Genomic DNA, 23631 nt, shown 5'->3' with positions numbered 1-23631 from the left:
CACGGCACGAAGGCGATGGGTCTCGCTGCGCTCTACCCATCCTACGATTCCCTAAATTTCGGCGATCTTGCCCTCTCCCCTTGTGGGAGAGGGTGGACGCGATGCGCAGCATCGCGGACGGGTGAGGGGTCTGTCTCCGCGGATAGAGACCCCTCATCCGGCGCGGATTGCATCCGCGCCACCTTCTCCCACAAGGGGAGAAGGGAAGAAGCGTCGGCTTACAGCTGACCGAGCAGCGTGTCGCCGCCGGAGACCTCGACCTTGCCCGGGGCGGGCTCGAGGTTGAGCTTCTTCACCACGCCGTCCTCGACCAGCATCGAGTAGCGCTTGGAGCGGATGCCGAGGCCGTTGCCGGAGGCGTCGAGCTCCATGCCGATCGCCTTGGCGAAGTCGGCATTGCCGTCGGCGAGGAAAACGGCTTCGTCGCGCTGGTCGGTGTCGCGCTTCCAGGCGTTCATCACGAAGGCGTCGTTGACCGAGACGATCGCGATGGTGTCGACGCCCTTGTTCTTCATGGCATAGGCGTTGAGGAAGATGCTCGGCAGATGCATCTTGTGGCAGGTGCCGGTGTAGGCGCCGGGCACGGCGAACAGGGCGACCTTCTTGCCCTTGAAAATGTCGTCGGTGGTTTTGACCTGCGGCCCCTCGGCGGTCATCACGCGAAACTTGGCTTCCGGCAGCTTGTCGCCAACATTGATCGTCATCGTTGTTCTCCCTCGGTGAAGCGGAACTGTCTTAAACCCGGCTACAGCACGGCACAATACGGGCTCGCCGAAGAACGGCAATGCCGGACGTCAAAGCGTTTTCGAGCGAAGTGGATACCGGTTCGCGTGAAGAAAACGCGTCAAAACAAGAATCTAGCGCCCCGTTCCGATGCAATCGGAACGGAAAAGGCTCTGGTCACCGTTCCGTCATCAGCCGGAAAACCCGCCGGCGTCGAGAAAGGCCTGCTCCTCGGCCGTGGTCTGCCGGCCCAGCATGCGATTGCGGTGCGGGAAGCGGCCGAACCGGCGGATGATGTCGGCGTGGTCCTCGGCGTATTTCACGTTGTCGGGATGGCAGTCATATCGCCGGAACAGCGTCACGCAGCGCTGCTGGTCGTCGAGGTCCTCCGAATGCTCGAACGGCAGATAGAGGAATTCGCGCAGCACGGGGGCGGTCCGCGCATCGACGCCGCGGTCGATGGCGCGCCTTGCCACTTCACGCGCCAGCGCATCGCTTGAAAAGGTCCTGGCGTCGCCTCGAAACAGGTTTCGCGGAAACTGGTCGAGCACGATGGTCAGCGCCAGCGCGCCCTCATCGCTCGCCTCCCATGACGACAATTCGCCGGCAGCCGCCTTCTGCCAGGTGGCTAGGAAGCGGCTGCGGATCTCGGCATCGAACGCGTCGTCGTGCTTGTACCAGCGGTCGCGGCCGGCATTCCGCCAGAAGCCAAGCACGTCAGCCGGCGTCGCGAGGCTTGCGTCAGACATCGAACGTCAGTCCACTCAGGCCTTAGGCCGCGGCCTTCTTCTCGTCGCGCAACTCGCGGCGCAGGATCTTGCCGACATTGGTCTTCGGCAGGTCGGTCCTGAACTCGATCTGCTTCGGCACCTTGTAGGCGGTGAGCTGGGTGGCGCTGAACTTGATGATGTCCTCGGCGGTGACGTTCGGGTCCTTCTTGACCACGAAGGCCTTCACCGCTTCGCCGGACTTCGCATCGGGCACCCCGATCACGGCGCATTCGAGCACGCCCGGGTGGCTTGCGATCACTTCCTCGATCTCGTTCGGATAGACGTTGAAGCCGGAGACCAGGATCATGTCCTTCTTGCGATCGACGATCTTGGTGTAGCCCTTCTCGTCCATCACGCCGATGTCGCCGGTGCGGAAATAACCGTCCGCGGTCATCACGCGCGCAGTCTCGTCGGGCCTGTTCCAGTAGCCCGCCATCACCTGCGGGCCCTTGGCGCAGATTTCGCCGGCCTCGCCGATCGGCAATTCATTGCCGTCATCGTCGCGGATCGAGAGCCATGTCGAGGGGACGGGAAGGCCGATCGTCCCGGAGAACTCCTCGATCGTTGCAGGATTGCACGTCAGGGTCGGCGACGTCTCCGACAGGCCATAGCCTTCCGACAACGAGATGCCCGTGACCTTCAACCATTTCTCGGCGACCGGCCTTTGCGTCGCCATGCCGCCGCCGTTGGCGATCTTCAGCTTGGAGAAGTCGAGCTTGTCGAATCCGGGCGTGTTCAGCAGGCCATTGTAGAGGGTGTTGACCGCCGGGAAGAAGCTGACCTGGTACTTCGACAGCTCCTTGACGAAGCCCGCCATGTCGCGCGGATTCGGAATCAGCAGATTGGTGCCGCCGGCCCGCATGCCCAGCAGATAGCAGGCAGTGAGCGCAAAGACGTGATAGAGCGGCAGCGCGCAGACGATGACCATCTGTTCGACGATCGGCGGCTTCGCCAGCGCCGGCTGCAGCCAGGCGTCGTTCTGCAGCACGTTGGCCAGGATGTTGCGGTGGAGCAGGGTCGCGCCCTTGGAGACGCCGGTGGTGCCGCCGGTATATTGCAGGAAGGCGACGTCATCGAGCGTCAGCGTCGGTTTGTTGAGCTTGGCGGCGCGGCCGGCCGACAGCGCCTCGTTGAAGCCGACGGCGCCGGGAATCGACCAGGCCGGCACCATCTTCTTCACCCGGCGCACCACCAGATTGACGATCACGCCCTTGAGGCCGAGCAGGTCGCCCATGCTCCCGACGATCACGTGCTTGACCGCGGTGTTGGGAAGCACCTTCTGCACGGTGGTGGCAAAGTTCTCCAGCACGATGATCGCCTCGGCGCCGGAATCCTTGAGCTGGTGCTCGAGCTCGCGCGGGGTGTAGAGCGGATTGACGTTGACCACGGCAAAGCCGGCGCGCAGCACGGCGGCGGTCGCGATCGGATATTGCAGCACGTTCGGCATCATCAGCGCGACCCGTGCGCCCTTCTGCAGGCCCTTGCTCTGCAGGTAGGCACCGAGCGCCGTCGACATCCCGTCGAGCTCGCGATAGGTGATCGCCTTGTCCATGCAGATGAACGCCTTGCGATCGGCGAATTTCTTGAAGCTCTCTTCCAGCAATTCGACCAGCGACGAATATTGCGTGACGTCGATATCCGCGGGCACGCCGGCCGGATAATGCTTGAGCCAGATGCGCTCCATGATGGTCAATCCCCTCTCTCAAATTTGGCTGATGTCCCGGATTGCTTCCGGGTTTTCCGACCTTTGGCCGCGTTATTTCAGGCAGTATTGAGCGATGCCGCGGCCAATGGCAAGCCGCTGCGCGTTATCGACGCATTGGAGGAAATGACGGTCGGAAATGACGGGCGGGCGCTGTGCTAGCCGGCCGGTTTGGCGTCGGCTTTCGGCTTGTCTGCAGCCTTGGGTTTGTCGGCCGCAGTCTTCGGCTTGGCGGCCGGCTTTGCCGCCGCCGGCTTGCCGGCAGGCTTTGCGGCGGCGGGCTTGTCCGCCGCGGCCGTCTTCGCAGCTGCGGCATCCGGCTTGGCGTTGGCGTGACGCGCGGGCTTGGCCGCCGCCGGCTTGCTGTCCGACTTGGAGGCACCCTTGGTGTCGGCCTTCGCGTCATCGGCCGCATCGGGCTTCTTGCCCGCGACGCGGCTGTGCTTGCCCTTGGCGCGCTTGACCGGCTGCATCTTCTCGGTGTCGGCCTCGACCGCGGCGATCAACGCAGCACCGGTCTTGGTCGGCCCCGTATAAACCACGACCGGCTCGGAGGCCGCGGCCGGCTGCGCCAGCATGTCGGCCGGCTTGGTCGGCATCGCAGCCTGCAGGCCCGAGGCGAAGAAGCTGACGCCGCCGTCGCCATTGGTGCTGGAGCTTCCGGCGCTGGCGACGGTGTCTTCTGCGTCCTCGTCGCTGGCGGGCCGCTTGTGCTTGGGACCGCACATCTCCTCGCGCAGGTTCGGCGGCGTGGAATCGATCGGCACCAGATTGTCGACGGTGCCGAGCGAGGGCCGCAGCCACGCCATCCCATTGTTGGCAAAGCCGCGGTCCAGGAGCTGCGCGGCGCGGATCGCGCGCATGCGGCCCGAGGAGGCGCCGAGCACCACGGCGATCAGCCGCTTGCCGTCACGCGTCGCCGACGCCACGAGATTATAGCCGGAGGCGCAGATGAAGCCGGTCTTGAAGCCGTCGGCGCCGGGATAGCGGCCGATCAGCTTGTTGAAGTTCTGGGTGATGCGGCGGCCGAAGCGGATCGACGGGATGTGGACGAAATACTCGTATTCCGGCAGGTCGCGGATGATGGCGCGGGCGAGGATCGCCATGTCGCGCGCCGAGGTGATCTGGCCGTCGGCGGGCAGGCCGTTCGGATTGACGTAGCTCGTTTGCGTCATGCCGAGCCTTTGCGCGGTCTGGTTCATCATCCCGGCAAAGCCGTCGATCGAACCGCCGATGCCCTCGGCCAGCACCACGGCCATGTCGTTGGCCGACTTCACCAGCATCATCTTCAGCGCGTTGTCGACGGTGACCTGGGTGCCGGGCCGGAAGCCCATCTTCGAGGGCGACTGCGACGACGCGGTCGGCGACACCGTGAGCAGCGTGTCGAGCGAGACGCGGCCGTCCTTGACCGCCTTCAGCGTCACATAGGCCGTCATCATCTTGCTGAGCGAAGCCGGGTACCACGGCATCGTCGCATTGTCGGCCTGCAGCACCTTTCCGGAATCGGCCTCGACAACCAGCAGTGCCTCGGCTTGCGCCATTTGCGGCGCGGCGACGGCGAGCATCGCGACGGCCAGAATCCATTTCAATGACGGGCGAGGAAGGTGCACGAATCCGGTTCCGGTCCTTTGAGACCCGCCTTGAAAAAAGGAGGTCTTGCGATTGTGACGTACGGGTTTCAAGCGTGTCCGGCGCCGCATTGCGGCGATGCAAACCCTATACCGGCTTGCCAGCAGAGAACAGAGGCCGGGGAATTATATCGTGGACGAAATCGGCTGAATTTCGGCAGCCGCCTCAATTGGAAAGGCGGGAATTATGGTGTCTCGATGCCGGCGCGCGCCTGTTCCTGGACCATGAACTGGGCCCGCGCCAGTTCGGCAAAACGCCCGCCTTTCGCCACCAGTTCATCGAAAGTTCCGCTTTCGATCACCCGTCCCTGGTCGAACAGCAGGATGCGGGTGGCGTGGCGGATGGTGGACAGGCGATGCGCGATCACGAAGGTGGTACGGCCCTTCATCACTTCGTCGAGAGCGGCATTCACCTTGGCCTCGGTGACGGCGTCGAGGGCGCTGGTGGCCTCGTCGAGGATCAGGATCGGCGGATCCTTCAGCAGCGCACGCGCGATCGACAGCCGCTGGCGTTCGCCGCCGGACAGCATGCGGCCGCGCTCGCCGGCATGGGTATCGAACTTCTTTTCGCTGCGCTCGATGAAATCCAGCGCCTGCGCGCGCGCCGCGGCGGTGCGCAGCTCCTCGTCGGTCGCGTCGGGCTTGCCGACGCGCAGATTGTCGGCGAGCGAGCGGTTGAACAGCAGCGCCTCCTGGAACACCACGCCGATGTTTCGCCGCAGCGCCGTCAGCTTCAGCGCGCGTATGTCCATACCGTCGATCCTGATGATGCCCGATTGCGGATCGAACGCGCGATGCAGCAGCGCGATCGCGGTCGATTTGCCGGCGCCGGTCGAGCCGACCAGCGCGATGGTCTGGCCCGGCAAGGCGGTGAAGCTGAGATCCTCGATCGCCGGCCGCTTGCCGTCATAGGAGAACGAGACGTCGTCGAACTCGACGAGGCCGGACAGCCGTCCGGGATCGACCGCGCCGGGCCGGTCGCGCACCGCCGGCACCGCATCGAGCACGTCGAAGAACTCCTGCAGGCGCGGCGCTTCCATGAACACGTTGTTGATGAAGCTGACCACCTGCTCGAGCTTCTGGATCAGCATGGTGGCGAACGAGACGAACATCACGATCTCGCCGACCGTGGTGAGGTCCTGGTTATGCAGCGCGATGCCGACGGTGAAGATCGCGAGCACCGTGATCGTGGTCGAGGCGCGCGTGATCACGGTGACCAGCGCCCACCATGACAGCACCGGCATCTGCACCGCGAGCAGCTTGTCGGCGACGTAGCGCAGGCCCTGCACCTCGGAATCGATCCGCACGAAGCTCTGCACCAGCGCGACATTGCCGAGCGCGTCCGAGGCGCGCGCCGAGAGGTCGCTGTAATAGGCCTCGACCTCGCTCTGCATGCCGTAGGTCTTGCGCACCACCAGCGTGGTCAGCACGGTGAACACGACGCAGAGCCCGAACAGCAGGACCGCCAGCCGCCAGTTGATGTAGAGCGAGAGCGGCAGCAGCACGATCAGCGACATGATCGCGGCGAAATGCTCGCGGAAGAAGCCGAGCCAGAGCCGCCACAGCGCGTCGGTGCCGTTCAGCATCACCTTCATCAGCCGCCCGGAATGGGTGCCGGAATGGAAGGTCAGCGGCAGCTGAAGGATGTGCTCGAAATAATCGGTCAGCACCGCCTGGCGCTGGCGGTGCGCCAGCCGGTCGGCCTGCAGCGCCACGATCGCGCTGCAGCCGATCGTGAACAGGCCGAACGCCGCCCAGGCGACGAGCAGCGGCCATGCCGAGGAGGTCGCGAACAGCCCGGTGACCGGCCGGCCCGACAGCACGTCGACGATCTTGCCGAACAGCACCGGCTCGGCGAATTGCGCGCCGGCGAGCAGCACGTTGGCGATGGCCAGGATCCAGCCGAGCCGCGCCTCCTTGCCGAGCAGTTCGAGGACGCGGGTATAGAGGCGAAGCATGGACATGCCGGCGGCACTCGTCAGCGGTGGGCGCCCGATCAGGCGGGAATGCAATTTAATCAGGGTTCGCGATGCAGGGCCAGCGGTGACAGCGCGTCATGCTCAGGGTGAGGGTGATTGTGGCGAGCGGCTCCCTACGCCGTCGTCCTGGCGAAAGCCAGGACCCATAGCCACCGAATTTGATTGGGAGCGGGATAGTGGCCCCAGCGTCGCGCAACAACAAACGGCTGGGGTAATGGGTCCTGGCTTTCGCCCATAGGCGCTAAAATAGGATTTGCGCCTTGGATTCGCTTGTGATTCCAAGATGGAATGGCACACGAATCGCTTGTGAACAAAGATTGGGCGCGCGTTGTCGCCCGACTTGGCGGAGCCGAGGCTCTGAACATTAGCGCGCGCAAGACGAAGGCGTTTGTCCGTCCGCGGGAGATCAGCAATGCGGTCGACTTGCTGCGCCTGATCTTGGCTTATTGCCTTGGTGAGAAAGGGCTGCGGTTGACGGCGGCATGGGCCACGTCGGTTGGGCTTGTCGATATCTCCAACGTGGCTCTGTTGTATCGCTTACGTCAGTGCGGAGATTGGCTGGCAATCTTGGTCGAGCAGGCGCTTGCCGCCGCGGCGCCGAAGGCGAGCCGCGGTCGTCTGATCCGTATTGTTGACGCCACGACGGTCCCCAAGGCTGGGACGAGCGGCAGGAACAAGAACGCAGTGTGGCGTATCCATAGCGCGTTCGATCTTCCGCAGGAGCGCTTTGGTCACTTCGAACTGACCGATCAGCGAGCGGGCGAGACGCTGGATCGGATACCGGCGGTTGCCGGTGAGATCCGTCTTGCCGATCGCGCCTATCTGCAACCGGAGCGCATGGCGCATCTCGTCGATGCCGATGCGGACTTCGTGATCCGGGCCGGCTGGAAGAGCGCGCGCTGGCTCGATGCCGAAGGTAATCTTGTTGACCTCACTGCCGAACTGCGCAACGCCTCGGCGCGTGGCCTGATCGATCGGCCGATTTGGATAAAGCGCAAGTCAGGTGCGCCGCCGCTCGCAGTGCGTCTGGTTGCCGCGAAGAAGCCGGCGCAAGCTGCTGCGGCTGCGCGACGCAAGGCGCGCCGGACTGCACAAAAGGGAGGTCATCAGCTCTCCAGGCAAACACTTGACGCCGCAGATTGGGTGATCCTGGTGACCTCACTCAGGCCAGAGGACTTCACGACTGCAGATATCCTCGCCCTCTATCGGCTGCGATGGCGCATTGAGCTCGGCTTCAAGCGGCTGAAAAGCCTGATTGGCCTGAAGGGACCTCCCGGAACCGACGAGCGGTCCGCCAGACCCCATATCCTCGCTCATCTGCTGATCATTCTATTGCTCGAGCCGCTCGTCGACGAACTCGAAGACTCTCCCCGCTTGGCCGACGCCGCCTGACCCACCCAGTGACGTGGCGTCTGCTGCGCCAGCTCGTAGCTTCGCTACGGCAAGCGATCATTCCACAGCCCGCAATCGCTCTACTCTGCAGAGCCAGTCACGCTCTCCGGCGACATCTACGCGAGCCACCCAGACATAAGCGCCACTATCAGACTATGATCAAACTATCTTAGCGCCTATGGGCTTTCGCCAGGACGACGCTGAACATTTGGTGCCGCTTCGCATGCTCTCAATTCACCAGGCGGCCGTCGATCGGCGGCAGGAAAGCCTCGTCGAAGATGTCGGCGGCGTGCGGCCGCTTCTGGAATTTGAAGTCCTCCGCGAGCTGGTCGACCGAGCGCTCGAAGCGCTCCGTCTCGATGCCGCCGATGCCGTCGCGCTTCACCTCGCTGGTCAGGATGTTGTCGCGGATGATGGCGTTCAGCCGCTCCAGCTCCAGATCGCGCGAGCCGCCATCCATCCGGCTCGCGACCTCGCCGGCGGCGCCGGCCGGATCCTTGATCGCGAGGTTGGTGCCGCCGATCGCCGCGCGCACGAATCCTTTCACCGCATCCGGCTTCGCGGCGGCAAGGCGCGGGCTGACGATCACGGCAAAGCCGTAGGCCTCGCAGCCATAGTCGGCGAAGCGCAGCACCGCGAGATCGTCGGCGGGCACGCCGCGATCGCGCAAATTGATCGCCGAGAGATAGGAGAAGCCGGTAACGGCATCGACCTGGCCGGCGGAGAGCATCGGCTCGCGCACCGCGGCGCTGATCGTGCTCTGCTTCACGCTCGACAGCTTGATGCCGTTCTGCTTCGCGACCGCGGGCCACAGCCGGATCGAGAGATCGCCCTCGGCGACGCCGAGGCTCTTGCCCTGCATGTCGCTCAGCGTCCTGATGCCGCGGCTCTTGCGCGCGATGATCGCATAGGGCGCCTGGTTGAACAGCACGAACACCGCCTTGACGGGCGCAGCACCAGGCTTGTCGCGAAAGCCGATCAGCGAGTTGATGTCGACGAGGGCGAAATCGCTCGAGCCGTCGGCGACGCGCGCGATGGCATCCGCCGAGCTGGTCGCGACGTTGGTGCCGACCGCAAGGCCCTCCGCGCTGAACAGGCCGCCGGTCGACGCCATCACGAATGGCGCGGCGGCGGCATCAAGCGGACGGTCGAGCGTGAACTGGATGGTGAGCGGCGGCGGCAGATCGCTGGCGCGCAGCGGCGTCAACACCGGCCACACGCCCCCCGTGAGGCCGATCATGCCGGCCAGTATCCAGCGGAGAACGGTGGTCCGACTTACCTGCATCATGACATCCGGGAGGCGAGACAAAGTGCCGCGCCGGCGCGCCTGCTTCATGACATCGAATGCGCCAGAGCAAGCGTCAATTTCAAGCGTTATTTGCAGGCATTTTGCCCCAGGCAAGGTGAACGGTCGATGACTGCCAGGCTTCGGCTTGCCATGTTTTCACCTCAGGTCGTTCAGCTTGCATTCGGTTTGGGGAACCTAATCTGGAGGCAGTGGGTTAGCTAACCAAGGCCCGTCGGGCCGGCTTCCACAAAGGATGACTGCAATGTTTGCGCGAAAAGGTGTTTTTTCGTCCATTGGCCGCGCAGCCACATTGGCAACGGTTGCCGCGGTGGCGTTGACGGCCGTCGAGCCGACGATGGCGTTCGCAGGCTCTGCTCAGACAGGCAAGGTGACCGCTGTGACGACGTCACAAGGCACGAGCGGCGCGACCGACATCAGTGCCCGCCGTCGCTACTATGGCGGCGGTGGCGCAGCGGCTGCGGCGGCGTTCGCCGGGATCGTCGGCACGGGCCTCGCGATCGCCGCTGCTCAGAGCCGCCGCGACTATTACGACTCCTACGGCTACTATGGTGGCCCGGGCTACTACGGTGGTCCCGTCTACTATGGTGGCGGCCCGGTCTATTATGGCGGCGGACCGTACTATGGTTACCGCGGCTATTACGGGCGCCGCTCGCAACTGCCGTATCAGCCGTACTGACGGCGGTCGGCGGTTCTCAGAACTGTCACAAAGCATCCAATCCACCGGCCGCGGCCCGGTGGATTTTTTCGTCGTCGCCGTTAACACGCTGGCGACGCGTTTCGATTAGGCTCGAAGCATGAGTGATTCGATCGAGCGGCTTTACCAGGCGGTGATCGCGGCCAAGGATCTAGATCCGGCTACGTCGCGCACGGCACGGCTGTTCCAGCGCGGCCCGGCCAAGATGGCCAAGAAGCTCGCCGAGGAAGCGATCGAAGTGGTGATCGACGCCGTGAGCGGCAAGTCGGATGCCGTCATTCGCGAAAGCGCCGACCTGTTCTACAATCTCGCCGTTCTCTGGGCGTCGGCCGGCGTGAAGCCGGAGGATGTCTGGCGCGAGATGGAGCGGCGCGAGCGGCTGCTCGGGATCGCCGAGAAGCTGCCGAAGTCGCCGGTCAAGCTGCCCAAACCCGCGCCGGTCCCGGTGGTTCGGCGCCGAATTGTCGCGCTGGAGAACCGGCTGCGCAAACGGTAGCCGTAAATCAACCAGATTCAGCTCAATCCCGGCATGGACAAATCCGCTCCATGATGGTTCATCGCGCCCATGTTGAAACGGATTTACGACTGGTGCGTCGACGCGGCCGACAAGCCCCATGCGCTGTGGATTCTCGCGGCCGTCGCCTTCGCTGAGAGCTCCTTCTTCCCGATCCCTCCCGACATCATGCTGCTGCCGATGTCGCTGGCGCGGCCGAAGCGGGCGTGGTGGTTCGCCGCGGTCTGCACGGCAGCGTCAGTTGCCGGCGGCGTGCTCGGTTATGCGATCGGCGCACTACTCTACGACTCGCTCGGGCAGTGGCTGATCCATCTCTACGGCCTCTCCGACAAGGTCGACGCGTTCCGCGCCTCCTACGCCGAATGGGGCGCCGTGATCATCCTGCTGAAGGGACTGACGCCGATCCCCTACAAGCTCGTGACGATCACATCAGGCTTTGCCGGCTACAACATCTGGCTGTTCATCCTGTGCTCGATCGTCGCGCGTGGCGGCCGCTTCTTCTTCGTCGCGGTGCTGCTCAACCGCTATGGCGATTTCATCCGCGCCGAGCTCGAGAAGCGGCTCGGCCTGTGGGTCGCGATCGGCGCGATCGTGCTGGTGCTGGGCTTTGTTGTCGCATTCAAGCTGATCTAGTGTGCTGAATGCGAAGTTCGTGCGATTTCGCGGCAGCCACTTTCACGAACTTCGCATTCATAAAGCACACTAGAATCATAAGTTTGCTAGTGTCCTTATCGAATCCGAAGTTCGCTCCGAAGGTGCGGCAAATGATGCGAACTTCGGATTCGGGACACTAGCGACCGACCGCTTGCGGCTTTGCCTGCGCGCGGCTTCGGGTTACGCTCAGCGCGATGGCTGATGGAATCGCGGACCTGCTCGATCCTGCCGGGCTCACGCTCGTCAGGCCCACGCGCGCAAGGGCGCGCATTGCGCTGTCGGGTCTTGTGCTGTCAGGTCTTGCGCTGTCGATGACGCTGACGACCCTCGACTACAGCCGGGCCCAGACAGCACCGCCGACGCTTGGCGTGCAGTCGCCGGCGCAGCAGCCGGTCGCGCCTTCGCAGCAGCAACAGATCGAGCTGCCGCCGGCGCCGGTCGAGCGCGAGAATCCCGGGCTGATCAATGAAATCGGAAAGCTGTTCGAGAAGTCGAAATCGGCGCTGCCGCCGCTGAAGAGCCCCGGCGAGACCATCAACGATTTGTCGAACATCGCGCGCCCCTCGACGGTGGTGACCGGACGCGCGGCCTGCGTGGTGGCCTCGAACGGTGCGCCGGACTGCAAGATCGGCGCCGACCGGCTGTGCCAGAGCAAGGGGTTTCGGGAAGGCAAGGGCATCGATACCGACGCCTCCGAGAAATGCTCGCCGCTGGTCTATCTGCCGGGCCACAAGCGCGGCCCGAACGACTGCAGGACGGAAAATTTCGTGACACGGGCGGTCTGCCAATAGCGACGGCCAGGCTTTGCGTCTGGGATGCCAGGCGCCCGCGAAAACACGGTTTCAGGATGAGGATTTGTCATCCTTTTTGCAGCGCCAAAACGCAATACTTGACACTGGAAAGATTGCCTTGTTGGTATGACGGTCAGCATTCGAGATCAACCAACGACCAACGCTTGAGGATCCGCTTCAAATGTCCATGCCTGCTCTGTTCAAGGGCCGCCTGTCTCTTCCCGTGATCGGGGCGCCGCTGTTCATCATCTCCGTGCCCGACCTCGTTATCGCGCAGTGCAAGGCCGGCGTGGTCGGCTCGTTTCCGGCGTTGAACGCGCGGCCGCCGGAGCTGCTCGACGAATGGCTGTACCGGATCAAGGAAGAGCTCGCCGCCTATGACAAGGCGCATCCGGAGCGGCCGTCGGCGCCGTTCGCGGTGAACCAGATCGTGCACAAGTCGAACAACCGGCTCGATCACGACATGGCGCTTTGCGAGAAGCACAAGGTGCCGATGATCATCTCCTCGCTCGGCGCGCGCGAGGAGCTCAACCAGGCCGTCCACGGCTGGGGCGGCATCGTCTTCCACGACGTGATCAACCAGAAGTTCGCGCACAAGGCGATCGAGAAGGGCGCCGACGGCCTGATCCTGGTCGCGGCCGGCGCCGGCGGTCACGCCGGCACGCTGTCGCCGTTCCCGTTCGTGTCGGAGACGCGGCAATGGTTCGACGGGCCGATCGCGCTGTCGGGCACCATCTCCAACGGCCGCGCCATCCGCGCCGCGCGCATCATCGGTGCCGACTTCGCCTATATCGGCTCGGCCTTCATCGCGACCAAAGAGGCAAACGCGGTCGAGGGCTACAAGGACATGATCACCAATTCGTCCGCCGAGGACATCGTCTACTCCAACCTGTTCACCGGCGTGCACGGCAATTATCTGAAGCCGTCGATCGTCGCGGCCGGCATGGATCCGGAAAACCTGCCGACCTCCGATCCCTCGAAGATGAGCTTCGGCACCGATGCATCCGGCGAGCGCGCCAAGCCGAAGGCCTGGAAGGAGATCTGGGGCTCGGGCCAGGGCGTCGGCAGCATCTCCAAGGTGGTGCCCGCAGCCGAGCTGATCGCCCGGTTCAGGAAAGAGTATGAAGACGCGGTCGATCCGGCGCTCGCCTGATGGAGCCGATCTTTCGCGTTGACGGCGACCGCGTCGTCACCAGTCCTGACGCCGCGGGTCCGTGGGATCCGCGGATGCAGCACGGCTCCGCACCGGCAGCGCTGGTGGTGTGGGCGGCCGAAGCCCTTCCGACGCCGGTGCCGATGCGGATCGCGCGCGTCACCATCGACCTGATGCGCCCGGTGCCGGTGGCGCCGCTGACCGTGCAGAGCGAGGTCCTGCGCGACGGCCGCAAGATCCAGCTCTGTGGCGTCAGGCTGCTTGCCGACGGCGTTCTCGTGGTTTCGGCCACGGTGCTCAAGATCAAGCAACAGACCGCCGAATTGCCGCCTGACATCGCCCCGCTTGCGGTCGATCTGCCGGGGCCCGACGAAAGTATGATCGAGCCGGGCAACCTTGCGAACAGTCCGTTCGTGAAGTGCATCTCGATGCGGGCCGCGCGCGGCCGCTTCGGCGTGATGGGACCTGGTGCGATCTGGTTCCGCGTTGACCGCCCGCTGATTGCGGGCGCCGCCGTCTCGCAGGCGATGCGGGCAGTGGTTGCCTCGGACTTCTCCAACGGCACCTCGCCGGCGCTCGATTTCAGCCAATGGACCTTCATCAACGCTGATCTCTCGGTGAGCCTGGCGCGCGAGCCGGTCGGCGACTGGATCCTGCTCGACGGCCAGTCCTGGATCGGGCCCGACGGCGCCGGGCTTGCAATGTCGCGGCTCGCCGATCAGCGCGGCTATTTCGGCCAGGCGGTCCAGAGCCTGGTCATCGAGCGGCGCTAGGACGCGCTCGTTGATCCTGCGGCCACGGCCGAGGGACAGTCCCAAGCGACTGCCCCTGCGGCAAAAATAACTCCGCTTCCCGGGAACGGTTGGCGGCAGGTGCGAGTTTCGCTCCCGTTAGGGGGTCCCATGATGCGTATTGATCCCGCCGCCGGCATCGTGGCCATGGCCGTCCGGCGGTTGTGTGATGTGCCGGACGGTGTCGACGCCCGGCCGCCGCAGGGACAGACGCGATGAAGCCTGGTCCGTCCTCGGAACGCGCGGTCATCCTCGCCGCGAGCGAGCGGGACGCCGTCAAGACTGCCCACCTGATCAAGGAAGCTGGCTATTACGCCAACATCTGCGGTGATCTCGCCGAGCTCGAACGCCAGATCGCAAGCGGAGCGGGCCTTGCCATCATTGCCGACGAGGTGATCAGTGCCGCCGATCTCGCCGGCCTGACGCACTGGCTGAACGAGCAGCCGTCATGGTCGGATTTTCCTATCGTACTGATCAGCGAGAAGGGGGGACCCGAGCGCAATCCCGAAGCCGCGCGGCTCGGCCGGGCGCTCGGCAATGTCACCTTCATCGAGCGGCCGTTTCATCCGACCACGCTGGTAAGCCTGGTCGCCGCGACGGTGCGCGGCCGCCGCCGCCAATACCAGACCCGTCAGATCCTCGAGGATCTGACCGAGAGCGAAGGTCTGCTGCAGACCGCGCTCAATGCCGGTCATCTCGGCGCGCTCGAGCTTCACCTGCCGGATTTCGAGCTCGAGGCGTCGCCGACCTGCAAGACATATTTCGGGCGCAGGCCGGGCGATACCTTCACCTATCAGGATCTCCTGGCCGCGGTGCATCCCGACGACCGCGCGCGCCGGAGCGAGATCGTCGAACAAACGTTGCGCACCGGCTCGGATTATCAGATCGAATACCGCAACATCTGGCCCGACGGCACCGAGCACTGGGTTGACGTGCGCGCGCGTGCGGTGCGTCGGCCCGACGGCGGCATCCGCTCGCTGGTCGGCGTTTGCTCCGACATCAGCGCACGCAAGACCGCGGAGATCGAGCGCGAGGCATTGCTGGCGCAGCTTGCCGCCGAGCGCACCGCACTCGCCGAACTCACCGCGACGCTGGAGCAGCGGGTCGAGCAGCGCACCGCCGACCTGATGAAGGAGGTCGCGGCGCGCGAGCGGGCGCAGGAACAGCTCCGCCATGCCCAGAAGATGGAGGCGATCGGCCAGCTCACCGGCGGCGTCGCGCACGACTTCAACAATCTGCTGATGGCGGTGATGGGCAATCTCGATCTGCTGCGCAAGCGCTTGCCGGAGGACCCACGCCTGCGTCGGCTGGTCGACGGCGCATTGCAGGGCGCCGAGCGCGGCGCGTCGTTGACGCAGCGGCTGCTGGCATTCGCGCGGCAGCAGGATCTGCGCGCGGTGCCGGTCGATCTCGGCGCGCTGGTGCGCGATATGAGCAATCTGCTCGAGCGCTCGCTCGGACCGCGCATCATGCTGCGGCTCGACATTCCCGAGGGGCTGCCGCTTGCCTGCGTCGACAGCAACCAGCTTGAGCTCGCGGTGCTAAACCTTGCGATCAATGCGCGCGACGCGATGCCGGATGGCGGCGTGATCGAGATCCGCCTCGCGGCCTGGCAGGCGAAGAATGATCCGGCGCTGCAGCCTGGCGACTATTTGAAGCTCTCGGTGATCGACAGCGGCACCGGCATGTCGCCGGACGTGCTGAAGCGCGCGATCGAGCCGTTCTTCTCGTCGAAGCCGGTGGGCAAGGGCACCGGGCTCGGCCTGTCGATGGTGCATGGGCTCGCCGAGCAGCTCGGCGGCGAGCTGGAGCTGTCGAGCGCGGTCGGCAAGGGCACCACGGCTGCACTGGTGCTGCCGGTTGCAACGGCGGTGCCGGAGGTCGAGAGCCCGGCGCCTGCAGCGCAGACGGTCAAGCGCTCGGCGGTGATCCTGCTGGTTGACGATGATCCGTTGATCGCGATGTCCACCATGGAAATGCTGGAGGACCTCGGTCACCGCGTGATCGGCGTCAATTCCGGACCGCAGGCGCTCGAAATCCTCAGGAGCGACCAGGAGATCGACCTGATGATGACCGATCACGTGATGCCCGGCATGACCGGCATCGAACTCGCCGCCGCTGCGCGCAAGGTGCGGCCGCAGCTTCTGGTGCTGCTCGCCACCGGCTATGCCGAACTGCCCGACGGCACCCAGGTCGACCTGCCGCGGCTGGCCAAGCCCTACCACCAGGATCAGCTGCGCGACCGGCTCGATCAGTTGCTCGGGCAGGGCACCGGTCAGCAAGCTGCTGCCGCCAGCGCCGACAGTCTCGCCACGCCTTCCACTCTGTCCCCGTCACCCTGAGGAGCCGCGAAGCGGCGTCTCGAAGGGCGCCGGCCCGGCTGCTGCCGCAAGCGGAGATAGCGCAAGCTGAAACATCGGGGCCGTGCATCCTTCGAGGCTCGCTCCGCTCGCGCCTCAGGGTGACGGTGCGCACAGCTCCATCCGCGTCATTGCGAGCGAAGCGAAGCAATCCATAGCCCGGCAGGTCGGAGAGATGGATTGCTTCGTCGCTTCGCTCCTCGCAATGACGGCGGAGCAAAAGCGTCACAACCTCTCAGGATGACGGGACCAGCAATCGTCGTGCGAGCATCCTACCCCACCATGCGGTCGCGGCCGCTCCAGAAGCGCGCCTTCAGCACCTTCTTGTCGACCTTGCCGACGCCGGTCATCGGCAGCTCCTTGACGAACTGGATCTGCTTCGGCGCGTGCGCCGAGCCCTTCTTCGCCTTCACCAGTCCGATCAGCTCGTCGGCGTCGGGCGCAGCGCCCTCGCGCGCGACCACGACTGCGGTGACGGCCTCGCCCCATTTGTCGTCGGGCACGCCGACCACGGCGACCATCGCGACGTCGGCGTGTTGCGACAAGACATCCTCGACTTCGCGCGGGAAGATGTTGAAGCCGCCGGAGACGATCATGTCCTTCTTGCGGTCGAGGATGAACATGTAGCCGCGCTCGTCCATGCGCGCGATGTCGCCGGTGTGCAGCCAGCCGCTCTTCAGCGTCTCCGCCGTGATGTCGGGCCGTTTCCAGTATTCGGCCATCACATGCGTGGCGCGCACGCAGATCTCGCCGGCCTCGCCGGTCGCGACCTCCTCGTCGTCCTGATCGAGGATCTTGACCTGGCAGGCGGCGATCGGGAAGCCGCAGGACAGGAACAGGTCCGGTGTCTTCGGGTCATGATCCGCCTTGCGCAGCACCGAGACCGGATAGCATTCGGTCTGGCCATAAAGCTGCGAGAACACCGGGCCGATCCGCTCGATGCCTTCGACCAGCCGGCTCGGCGACATCGCGGACGCGCCGTAGAGCAGGAGTTCGAGCGAGGAGAGGTCGGTCTTGTCGAGCGCGGGATGATCCAGCATCACATAGATCATGGTCGGCACGAACAGCGTGAAGTTGATCTTCTCGCGCGCGATGGTCGTGAACACGGCCTCCGGATCGAACCCTTTCAGCATGTGCACGGTGCCGCCGCGCATCAGCGTCGGCAGCACTTTGGTGCCCGCGACATGGCTGATGGGGGCCACGGTGAGGTAGCGCGGCGTCTCCGGAATCTCGAAATCGGCGAGGATCGCGGCGGCGAAGCCGCCATATTCGCGGTGATAGCGCAGCGCGCCCTTGGATTTGCCGGTCGTGCCACCGGTGTAGTTCAAGGTCGAGATGTCGTCGGCGCGGGCGAAACTCTTCGCGCTTGCGCTGCCGGCGTCCCCAGCCACCTGCAACAGGTCGGCGCCGTAATCCGCCGGGCCGAGCGTGAACACGGTCTTCAGGCCCTGCGCCTTCGCCGTGAGCTCGCCGCCGCGATCGCGAAACGTGATGCCGTCGACGATCAGCATCTGCGCTTCGGAATCCTCGATCTGGAACAGCTGGTCGTCGAGCGAGCCCAGCGGATGCAGCCAGGTGATCGCGAGCCGCGACAATTGCGCGGCGACGCCGGCGCACCAACTGTCGGCGCGGTTGGCGGTGAGCAGCGCGACGCGGGTGCCAGGCGCAAAGCCGAGCCGCATGAACACGCTCTGCATGCGTCCGATCAGGTCGGTCGCGCCCTGATAGCTGAGCGAGCCGCCCGGCCATGCGAAGGCGGTGCGCGATGGATAGCGCGCCAGCGCCCGCAGGGTCTGTTCGCACACCGCCGGAAATGCATAGAGCGGATTGCTCATCTGGTTGTCCCTCCCGCCTTTGTCTTTGGCTTTTGTCGTGCCAATGTTGGCGGCAACGCTAACACAATGACGATGGGAAGAAACAACTTGTCCGCCGATCCTCTCGCGCGTTTTCGCGGTCGCCTGCGGCTGCCGCTGATTGCAGCACCGATGTTCCTGGTTTCCGGTGTCGAACTGGTGGTAGCGGCCTGCCGCAACGGCGTGATCGGTTCGTTTCCGACGGTGAATTGCCGTGAGACGGAACAGCTCGATGCCTGGCTCGGCGACATCGCGCGCCGCCTGCAGGCGCATGCCGACGCCAGCGGTAGAGCCGCGGCGCCGATCTGCCCGAACCTGATCGTGCATCGCTCCAACACGCGGCTGGCCCAGGATCTCGCCGTGCTGCTGCGGCACAAGCCCGAGCTTGTGATCACCTCGGTCGGCTCGCCCGCGCCGGTGCTTGGCCCTCTGCACGATGCCGGCGCGCTGGTGTTCGCCGACGTCGCCTCGATCCGCCATGCCGAGCGCGCAGCAGCAGCCGGCGCCGACGGGCTCGTGCTGCTCACTGCGGGTGCGGGCGGCCAGACCGGCTGGCTCAATCCGTTCGTGTTCGTCCGCGCTGTGCGCGGCTTCTTCGATGGACCGATCGTGCTTGCCGGCGGCATCAGCGACGGCCACGCGCTCCGCGCCGCAGAGGCGCTCGGCTGCGACCTCGCCTATATGGGCACCAAGTTCATCGCGACGCGCGAGAGCATGGCGGACGGCAGGTACAAGCAGATGCTGGTCTCTTCCACCGCCGACGACGTCATGCTCACGACGGCGTTCACCGGCCTGCAGACCAACATGCTGCGGCCCTCGATCGAGGCCGCCGGTCTCGATCCCGACGACCTGCCGGCACGCGGTGCGATCGACATCGGCAAGGACATCGACATCGGCGCCCGCGAAAGCCGCCCCAAACGCTGGCGCGATATCTGGAGCGGCGGTCATTCCACCTCAGGGGTGACCGGGGTGCTCGGCGTCGACGAACTCGTGGCGCAGACGATCGCGGAGTATGAGGCGGCGAGCGCGCGGGTGCGGCTCTAGAGTCGCTGCTTTGACGCGTTCTCTTCGCGCCAACCGGTGCTCGAAACCGCGCTGGTTCGCGAAATAGCAGCACTCAAATCCCGCCCATCCGCTTAACGCGGCATTAACCATGCCAGTCCCAACAATAGCGTCACGGGCCGCCACGGCTGGTCGCCCGGTAGTTTGTGGGAATGCGACATGGCTTTTGAGCCGCTCTCCAAGACCCCGGCATCACTCGACGAGCTCCGGACCCGGGTGTTTTACGCCCTGCAGCGGCATCCGCTGTGCCGTCAGGTCGAATTCGACATTGTCAGCACGCCGCGCACCCGCCGCACCAACTGGACGGTCAGCATGCACACGGTCCAGCCCGGCGCGCTCTGGACGGCGCATGAGATCGTCGCCGATATCCAAGAGGCCTATGAGCTCGACGTCGCGGCCTGATTTTCCGGCCGTTTCGGGACAATTTCACCTATTTGGCGTCGTCACGGCACGGTACCGCCGCATTTCGCGCGCAGTTTGCGGTGACACCGGCCGGCAATGGAGTAGTTTTTGACCAGAGCCATCACCCTCGCCGCGCTGACATGCTTCCTCCTCGCGGGCGCCGCGGTAACAGCCATTTTGGGCCGTGACAGCCTGCCGGCGGCGCAGGCCGACATTGGACCGGTCGCCAATCGTGCCAGCAAGCAGGACAAGCTCGCCGTCTCGACGCTTGCCGCGGCCTCGTTTGAGGCGCCCCAGCCGATTGAGCCTCCCGCCAATCCGTCTCCGCTCCTGTTACGGGCCCAAGCCGCGATTCCGGGCGCGACTGACACGGTGCGCCAGGCCTATGCCTCCGTCGAGCCGACCGATGTCGGCCTGCCGAAGATCACCGACCCCGTCGATGCGGCTCAGCCGAAGATCGCCGAACCCGCGCCGGTCGCCCCGGCGCCGCCGAAGCCCAAGGCTGCGGCCAAGCCGGCGCCGCAGAAGAGCTACGCCCTGCTGAGCGACGCCCAGATCGCCGGCATCAAGGACCGGCTGAAGCTGTCGTCGTCGCAGGAATATTACTGGCCGGCGGTCGAGGCCGCATTGCGCGCCGTCGCCCGCAAGATCCACGCCAAGCGCCAGGGCGATCCCGCATCCGGCAGCATGCCGATCGATCCGGACTCCGAGGAGGTCCAGCAGCTGAAGTCGGCGGCGATGCCGCTGCTGTTCCAGCTCCGCGAGGATCAGAAGAACGAGGTCCGTTCGCTGGCGCGCCTGATTGGCCTCGAACGTGTCGCTGCGATGATCTGAGCGGCAGGGTCCGGCCGAAGCGGATCTGCGCTCCTTGTGCTCTAGCGGGCCTCCAGCGGCCGCAGCTTCTCCACCTTACCCTGGGTTTCGACGAGCAGCTGTTTCATGAAGTCCTTGTTGCGCTTCAGCCAGGGCTCGAGCGTCTGCCTGACGTCGCTTGGCGACTTCTTCTCGATGGCTTGCGCCAGCCGGGTCTGAAACGTCCCCCAATCCTTGAACATCTCCTTCAGCAGCGCATCGTCGGAGATGTTGATCGCCGACTTGATGTCGCCGACGGTTTCGAGCTCGCGCATATTGCCCTGTCGCAGGCGGCAGACCACCAGCCTGCTGAGTGACATTCTCGAGGATGCCAGGCGGCCGCCATTGGATCGGCTGCGTTCGTTGGTGCACGCCTTCATCCGCTCCGAATGCGAGGAGGCCGCGGTGCGCGTCGCGCTCAGCGACGCCGCGCCGCTCTATCGCGATGCGCCCGAGGCGCGCGCGGCACGGGCATCGGGCGAGCGCATCGTCGAAGCGTTCATGCGCGCGGCATCGCCGAAAGCGTCCGGCGCGGTGCGCGCGATGGCCGGCGATTTGATCACGACGACGCTGAGCACGGTGGGCAAGGATTTTTCCGAGAGCCCGCGAACGCCCGCCGAGATCGCGACCTATGCCGACGCCATGGCCGACATGTTCTGCGCGTATCTGAGGAGTCTCGGAAAGCGCTGAAGTTCACAGATAGTGCTTGGCGACCAGCAGAAACCCGAGCACGCCGCCGGTCACAGCGAAAACCGTCACGCCATTGCAGAGACTGACGTAAGCGGCCGACCAGTAAGAAACAGTCTGAGCGGCCGTCGCAACTTTTTTCGACTTCTGGGGCAAGCCAATTGGCTCCTGAAAAAGGCGCCGCCATCTGGTCAACACAGATGACGGCGCCCGTCTGAGGGCTTCAGGGCGAAACCCTGCTGCAGCGTAAGGTGCGATCATGAACGGTTCGTATACCGCCCGGCTGTCGCAAGCTCGCATGTCAGCTGAAGCGTCGAGGTTCCCTAAAGCATCACCCGGAAAAGTGCGCAGCGGTCTTCCGAAAAGATCATGCTCAAACAAGAGGCCAAAGCGCGATGACGATTCGACCCAATCTCATCGCGCTTTAGAACGAAGCGTAGGCATTTCGAAATGCGATGGCGCCGGCCAGCGAGCGCGGCCGCGTGCGCACGGCATGCCCGTCGTTGCCGCTCTGCACGATCCACTGGCCGTTCTCCTGACCCACGATCTTGCCGACGTGGTGACGCCAAACCACGATGGTGCCGACCGAGGGGCCGCCGGCATTGGTGCCGTAGCTTGCCCAGGATCGGGCCAGATTGAATTGCGGACCGGGATCGCTGCCGACCTGGGTGCGCATGAACCAGCCGCACCACGCAGCTGGGCGACCGGAATGTGCAGAGTGCCGATGGTGATGGTGACGGCCGCGGGCTTCGGCAGTTGAAGCGAACGCCAAAAGAACCGCCACAGCGGCGAGAAGTTTACGCATTACAAAGTCCTTCTTGCTGTTGGCAGACCATCCATGTTGTGGGGGGAAGCGCAGCGATGATCTGCGATTGGCTTGCGAAGCGACCGCATCGGTCAGGCGACGCATAACGAAGGCGGGGCATGGCCCGCGCAGGCGTTTAAGAAACGGGCTATGGCCAAAATATGGCCGGTACGTCCCGTCAGGCGGCCGCGACACTGCCGAAGACGTCAGGCTTGGTCCGCGCAATGGCTGCTAATTTGATCACCGCGGTTGTGCTCTCGGACAGCGACGCGTTGTCGAGCCGGCCAGCCTAGGATCGGCTGCCGATCGTGAGTCAGTGCGGTGTGGTGATTGTAAACAGTCCGTCTTCGCTTTCGCGTTGCTCGAGCTTCGCCGGACACGCTTCGCCCTTGCAGGCTTCGCGGCCGCGCCACGCGAAGCCTGCAAAGGCGAAGCGTGGTGCACCATTCAGAATACAAATGCGCAATCTACCTAATTTAAATACCTGTATAATTCTGCTGCGGACAAGGTCGACACGTTTCCGACCTATCGCTTGGTCTTGTGAAGGACCAATTTGCCCTGCGAAGCGACATCACCCCACCTGGCGGACCAATTGAGTTCCGAGGCGGAGGGTCGCTCAATGCCTTTCTGATCCCAAGCTCCCTGTAGCGCAAATAGAGCCCCTTGGGGATCGGCACATCGCAAGATCCAGCAACCGTCGGGCAACTCGATTGGACCTTGGAGGACCCGGCCCCCGCCAGCATCAACGCGCTTGGCAGCCGCACCGATGTCGTCGACATTGAAGTAATAGAGCCAGCAGGGTTGCGATACGCTCGGAAGTTTGGTGAGCATTCCGCCGATCGTCTGGCCGGCCGCCGAAAACAATTCGTACAGGTCGGCCGGCCCGGTTTCAGCGTGAGCCTTCTGCCAGCCAAGAAGCTCGCCGTAAAACGGGAAGATCTTGTTCCGGTCTTCAGCCAGCAACTCGTGCCAGCCCACGCGTCCAGGCTCGTCCAATCCGCTGGGTTGCCGTTGGCCATATGTCAGCCCGGAAACCAGTGCAAACGTCGCTCCTTGCGGATCGGCGACCACCGAAATTCGGCCAATATTGCTGGCGGTCGGCGTTACCAGAATGGCGCCCCCACGACGGCGGATCTGCACGGCTTTCGCATCCACGTCATCGACGGCGATGTAGCCGACCCATCTCGGCCTCGCTCCCAATCGCAGCCCCTCTTCCGGGAGATGCATGAGTCCAACTGCCGGGGCGTCGCCTGCAGTAAGCAGCGTATAGGCGAATTCCGGAGTCGACGCATCTTCCACCGCCCAGCCGATGACCTTGCCATAAAAATCAGCTGCTGCCGGCATGTCCGTCGTCAGCAACTCATACCAGGCGAAGCGTCCGAGTTGATCGACCAAGCTAATTTCCCCGTTCAAGCGGGCCGACGATTGCGCACTGCATCAAATTGCACCCGTTGCAATCCGCTCCACGGGCGCGGATTGTCGATTTAATCGACCAAATTGCGCGATATCG

The 23631-nt window shown here is 64.6% G+C and carries 22 protein-coding genes and 1 pseudogene; 12 read left to right on the top strand and 11 right to left on the bottom strand.

Features of this window, described 5'->3' with window-relative positions:
- Positions 1 to 218: 218 nt before the first annotated feature.
- From ACVIYL_RS04100 to ACVIYL_RS04080, 5 genes are all read right to left on the bottom strand, one after another.
- Positions 219 to 704 carry a peroxiredoxin gene (locus ACVIYL_RS04100; RefSeq protein WP_018269652.1) on the bottom strand — a complete coding sequence of 162 codons (486 nt, stop codon included), beginning with the start codon at positions 702 to 704 and terminating at the stop codon, positions 219 to 221.
- Between the two features lie 210 nt (positions 705 to 914).
- Positions 915 to 1472 (bottom strand): DUF924 family protein, encoded by a 558-nt coding sequence (locus ACVIYL_RS04095; protein ID WP_310882942.1) that lies wholly within the window; start codon positions 1470 to 1472, stop codon positions 915 to 917.
- Between the two features lie 22 nt (positions 1473 to 1494).
- Positions 1495 to 3177 (bottom strand): long-chain fatty acid--CoA ligase, encoded by a 1683-nt coding sequence (locus ACVIYL_RS04090; protein ID WP_253604610.1) that lies wholly within the window; start codon positions 3175 to 3177, stop codon positions 1495 to 1497.
- A gap of 176 nt (positions 3178 to 3353) precedes the next feature.
- On the bottom strand, positions 3354 to 4805 hold the full coding sequence (locus ACVIYL_RS04085) for a D-alanyl-D-alanine carboxypeptidase family protein (RefSeq protein ID WP_456777816.1): 1452 nt from the start codon (positions 4803 to 4805) through the stop codon (positions 3354 to 3356).
- A gap of 203 nt (positions 4806 to 5008) precedes the next feature.
- Entirely contained in the window at positions 5009 to 6787 is a 1779-nt protein-coding gene (locus ACVIYL_RS04080) for a glucan ABC transporter ATP-binding protein/ permease (RefSeq protein ID WP_225162952.1), read from the bottom strand.
- A gap of 321 nt (positions 6788 to 7108) precedes the next feature.
- Here ACVIYL_RS04080 and ACVIYL_RS04075 point away from each other — a divergent pair, with 321 nt between their 5' ends.
- On the top strand, positions 7109 to 8194 hold the full coding sequence (locus ACVIYL_RS04075) for an IS4 family transposase (protein WP_253604643.1): 1086 nt from the start codon (positions 7109 to 7111) through the stop codon (positions 8192 to 8194).
- A gap of 229 nt (positions 8195 to 8423) precedes the next feature.
- On the opposite strand, the gene ACVIYL_RS04070 is transcribed toward ACVIYL_RS04075, so the two are convergent.
- A complete protein-coding gene (locus ACVIYL_RS04070) occupies positions 8424 to 9479 on the bottom strand; it encodes an ABC transporter substrate-binding protein (RefSeq protein WP_456777815.1) in 1056 nt (351 codons plus the stop codon).
- Positions 9480 to 9744: 265 nt separating this feature from the next.
- On the opposite strand from ACVIYL_RS04070, the gene ACVIYL_RS04065 reads away from it, so the two are divergent.
- From ACVIYL_RS04065 to ACVIYL_RS04035, 7 genes are all read left to right on the top strand, one after another.
- Positions 9745 to 10179, top strand: coding sequence for a hypothetical protein (locus ACVIYL_RS04065; RefSeq protein WP_253604604.1), 435 nt, complete (start codon positions 9745 to 9747; stop codon positions 10177 to 10179).
- Positions 10180 to 10297: 118 nt separating this feature from the next.
- Complete coding sequence (gene hisE, locus ACVIYL_RS04060; RefSeq protein ID WP_028342591.1) at positions 10298 to 10693, top strand: phosphoribosyl-ATP diphosphatase; 396 nt, start codon at positions 10298 to 10300, stop codon at positions 10691 to 10693.
- Between the two features lie 69 nt (positions 10694 to 10762).
- Positions 10763 to 11344: a YqaA family protein gene (locus tag ACVIYL_RS04055; protein WP_456777814.1), complete on the top strand. Its 582-nt coding sequence runs from the start codon at positions 10763 to 10765 to the stop codon at positions 11342 to 11344.
- Positions 11345 to 11559: 215 nt separating this feature from the next.
- Complete coding sequence (locus ACVIYL_RS04050; protein ID WP_310882945.1) at positions 11560 to 12156, top strand: hypothetical protein; 597 nt, start codon at positions 11560 to 11562, stop codon at positions 12154 to 12156.
- Between the two features lie 181 nt (positions 12157 to 12337).
- A complete protein-coding gene (locus tag ACVIYL_RS04045; RefSeq protein WP_283064901.1) occupies positions 12338 to 13309 on the top strand; it encodes an NAD(P)H-dependent flavin oxidoreductase in 972 nt (323 codons plus the stop codon).
- A complete protein-coding gene (locus tag ACVIYL_RS04040; protein ID WP_310882947.1) occupies positions 13309 to 14082 on the top strand; it encodes a thioesterase family protein in 774 nt (257 codons plus the stop codon). Before ACVIYL_RS04045 ends, ACVIYL_RS04040 begins: the two co-directional genes overlap by 1 nt.
- Before the next feature lie 233 nt (positions 14083 to 14315).
- The gene (locus tag ACVIYL_RS04035) at positions 14316 to 16442 is read left to right on the top strand and encodes an ATP-binding protein (RefSeq protein WP_456777813.1); all 2127 of its coding nucleotides are present in this window, start codon (positions 14316 to 14318) and stop codon (positions 16440 to 16442) included.
- A 290-nt stretch (positions 16443 to 16732) separates the two neighbouring features.
- Here ACVIYL_RS04035 and ACVIYL_RS04030 read toward each other — a convergent pair whose 3' ends face one another.
- Positions 16733 to 18295 (bottom strand): AMP-binding protein, encoded by a 1563-nt coding sequence (locus ACVIYL_RS04030; protein WP_456777812.1) that lies wholly within the window; start codon positions 18293 to 18295, stop codon positions 16733 to 16735.
- A gap of 66 nt (positions 18296 to 18361) precedes the next feature.
- Between ACVIYL_RS04030 and ACVIYL_RS04025 the strand changes: the two genes are divergently transcribed.
- The 3 genes from ACVIYL_RS04025 to ACVIYL_RS04015 all read left to right on the top strand — a co-directional run bounded on the left by ACVIYL_RS04025 (position 18362) and on the right by ACVIYL_RS04015 (position 20611).
- Positions 18362 to 19357, top strand: coding sequence for an NAD(P)H-dependent flavin oxidoreductase (locus ACVIYL_RS04025; protein WP_456777811.1), 996 nt, complete (start codon positions 18362 to 18364; stop codon positions 19355 to 19357).
- 177 nt (positions 19358 to 19534) lie between these two features.
- A complete protein-coding gene (locus tag ACVIYL_RS04020; protein ID WP_225162945.1) occupies positions 19535 to 19777 on the top strand; it encodes a hypothetical protein in 243 nt (80 codons plus the stop codon).
- 108 nt (positions 19778 to 19885) lie between these two features.
- Positions 19886 to 20611 carry a hypothetical protein gene (locus ACVIYL_RS04015; RefSeq protein WP_456777810.1) on the top strand — a complete coding sequence of 242 codons (726 nt, stop codon included), beginning with the start codon at positions 19886 to 19888 and terminating at the stop codon, positions 20609 to 20611.
- Positions 20612 to 20652: 41 nt separating this feature from the next.
- On the opposite strand, the gene ACVIYL_RS04010 is transcribed toward ACVIYL_RS04015, so the two are convergent.
- On the bottom strand, positions 20653 to 20949 hold the full coding sequence (locus ACVIYL_RS04010; RefSeq protein ID WP_253610078.1) for a hypothetical protein: 297 nt from the start codon (positions 20947 to 20949) through the stop codon (positions 20653 to 20655).
- Between ACVIYL_RS04010 and ACVIYL_RS04005 the strand changes: the two are divergent.
- A pseudogene (locus ACVIYL_RS04005) lies at positions 20921 to 21319 on the top strand (TetR/AcrR family transcriptional regulator); the annotation flags it as partial. The gene ACVIYL_RS04010 and the pseudogene ACVIYL_RS04005 overlap by 29 nt on opposite strands.
- Positions 21320 to 21322: 3 nt before the next feature.
- Here the strand turns inward: ACVIYL_RS04005 and ACVIYL_RS04000 are convergent.
- The 3 genes from ACVIYL_RS04000 to ACVIYL_RS03990 form a co-directional block, all read right to left on the bottom strand.
- The gene (locus tag ACVIYL_RS04000; RefSeq protein ID WP_168857337.1) at positions 21323 to 21472 is read right to left on the bottom strand and encodes a hypothetical protein; all 150 of its coding nucleotides are present in this window, start codon (positions 21470 to 21472) and stop codon (positions 21323 to 21325) included.
- A gap of 268 nt (positions 21473 to 21740) precedes the next feature.
- Complete coding sequence (locus tag ACVIYL_RS03995; protein WP_057016389.1) at positions 21741 to 21992, bottom strand: C40 family peptidase; 252 nt, start codon at positions 21990 to 21992, stop codon at positions 21741 to 21743.
- A 654-nt stretch (positions 21993 to 22646) separates the two neighbouring features.
- Positions 22647 to 23516: a VOC family protein gene (locus ACVIYL_RS03990; RefSeq protein ID WP_456777809.1), complete on the bottom strand. Its 870-nt coding sequence runs from the start codon at positions 23514 to 23516 to the stop codon at positions 22647 to 22649.
- Positions 23517 to 23631: the final 115 nt, after the last annotated feature.

The organism is Bradyrhizobium sp. USDA 3315, assembly GCF_054056795.1.
Note: the sequence above shows the minus strand (reverse complement) of the source record. Positions and strands in the feature narration are given on the sequence as shown.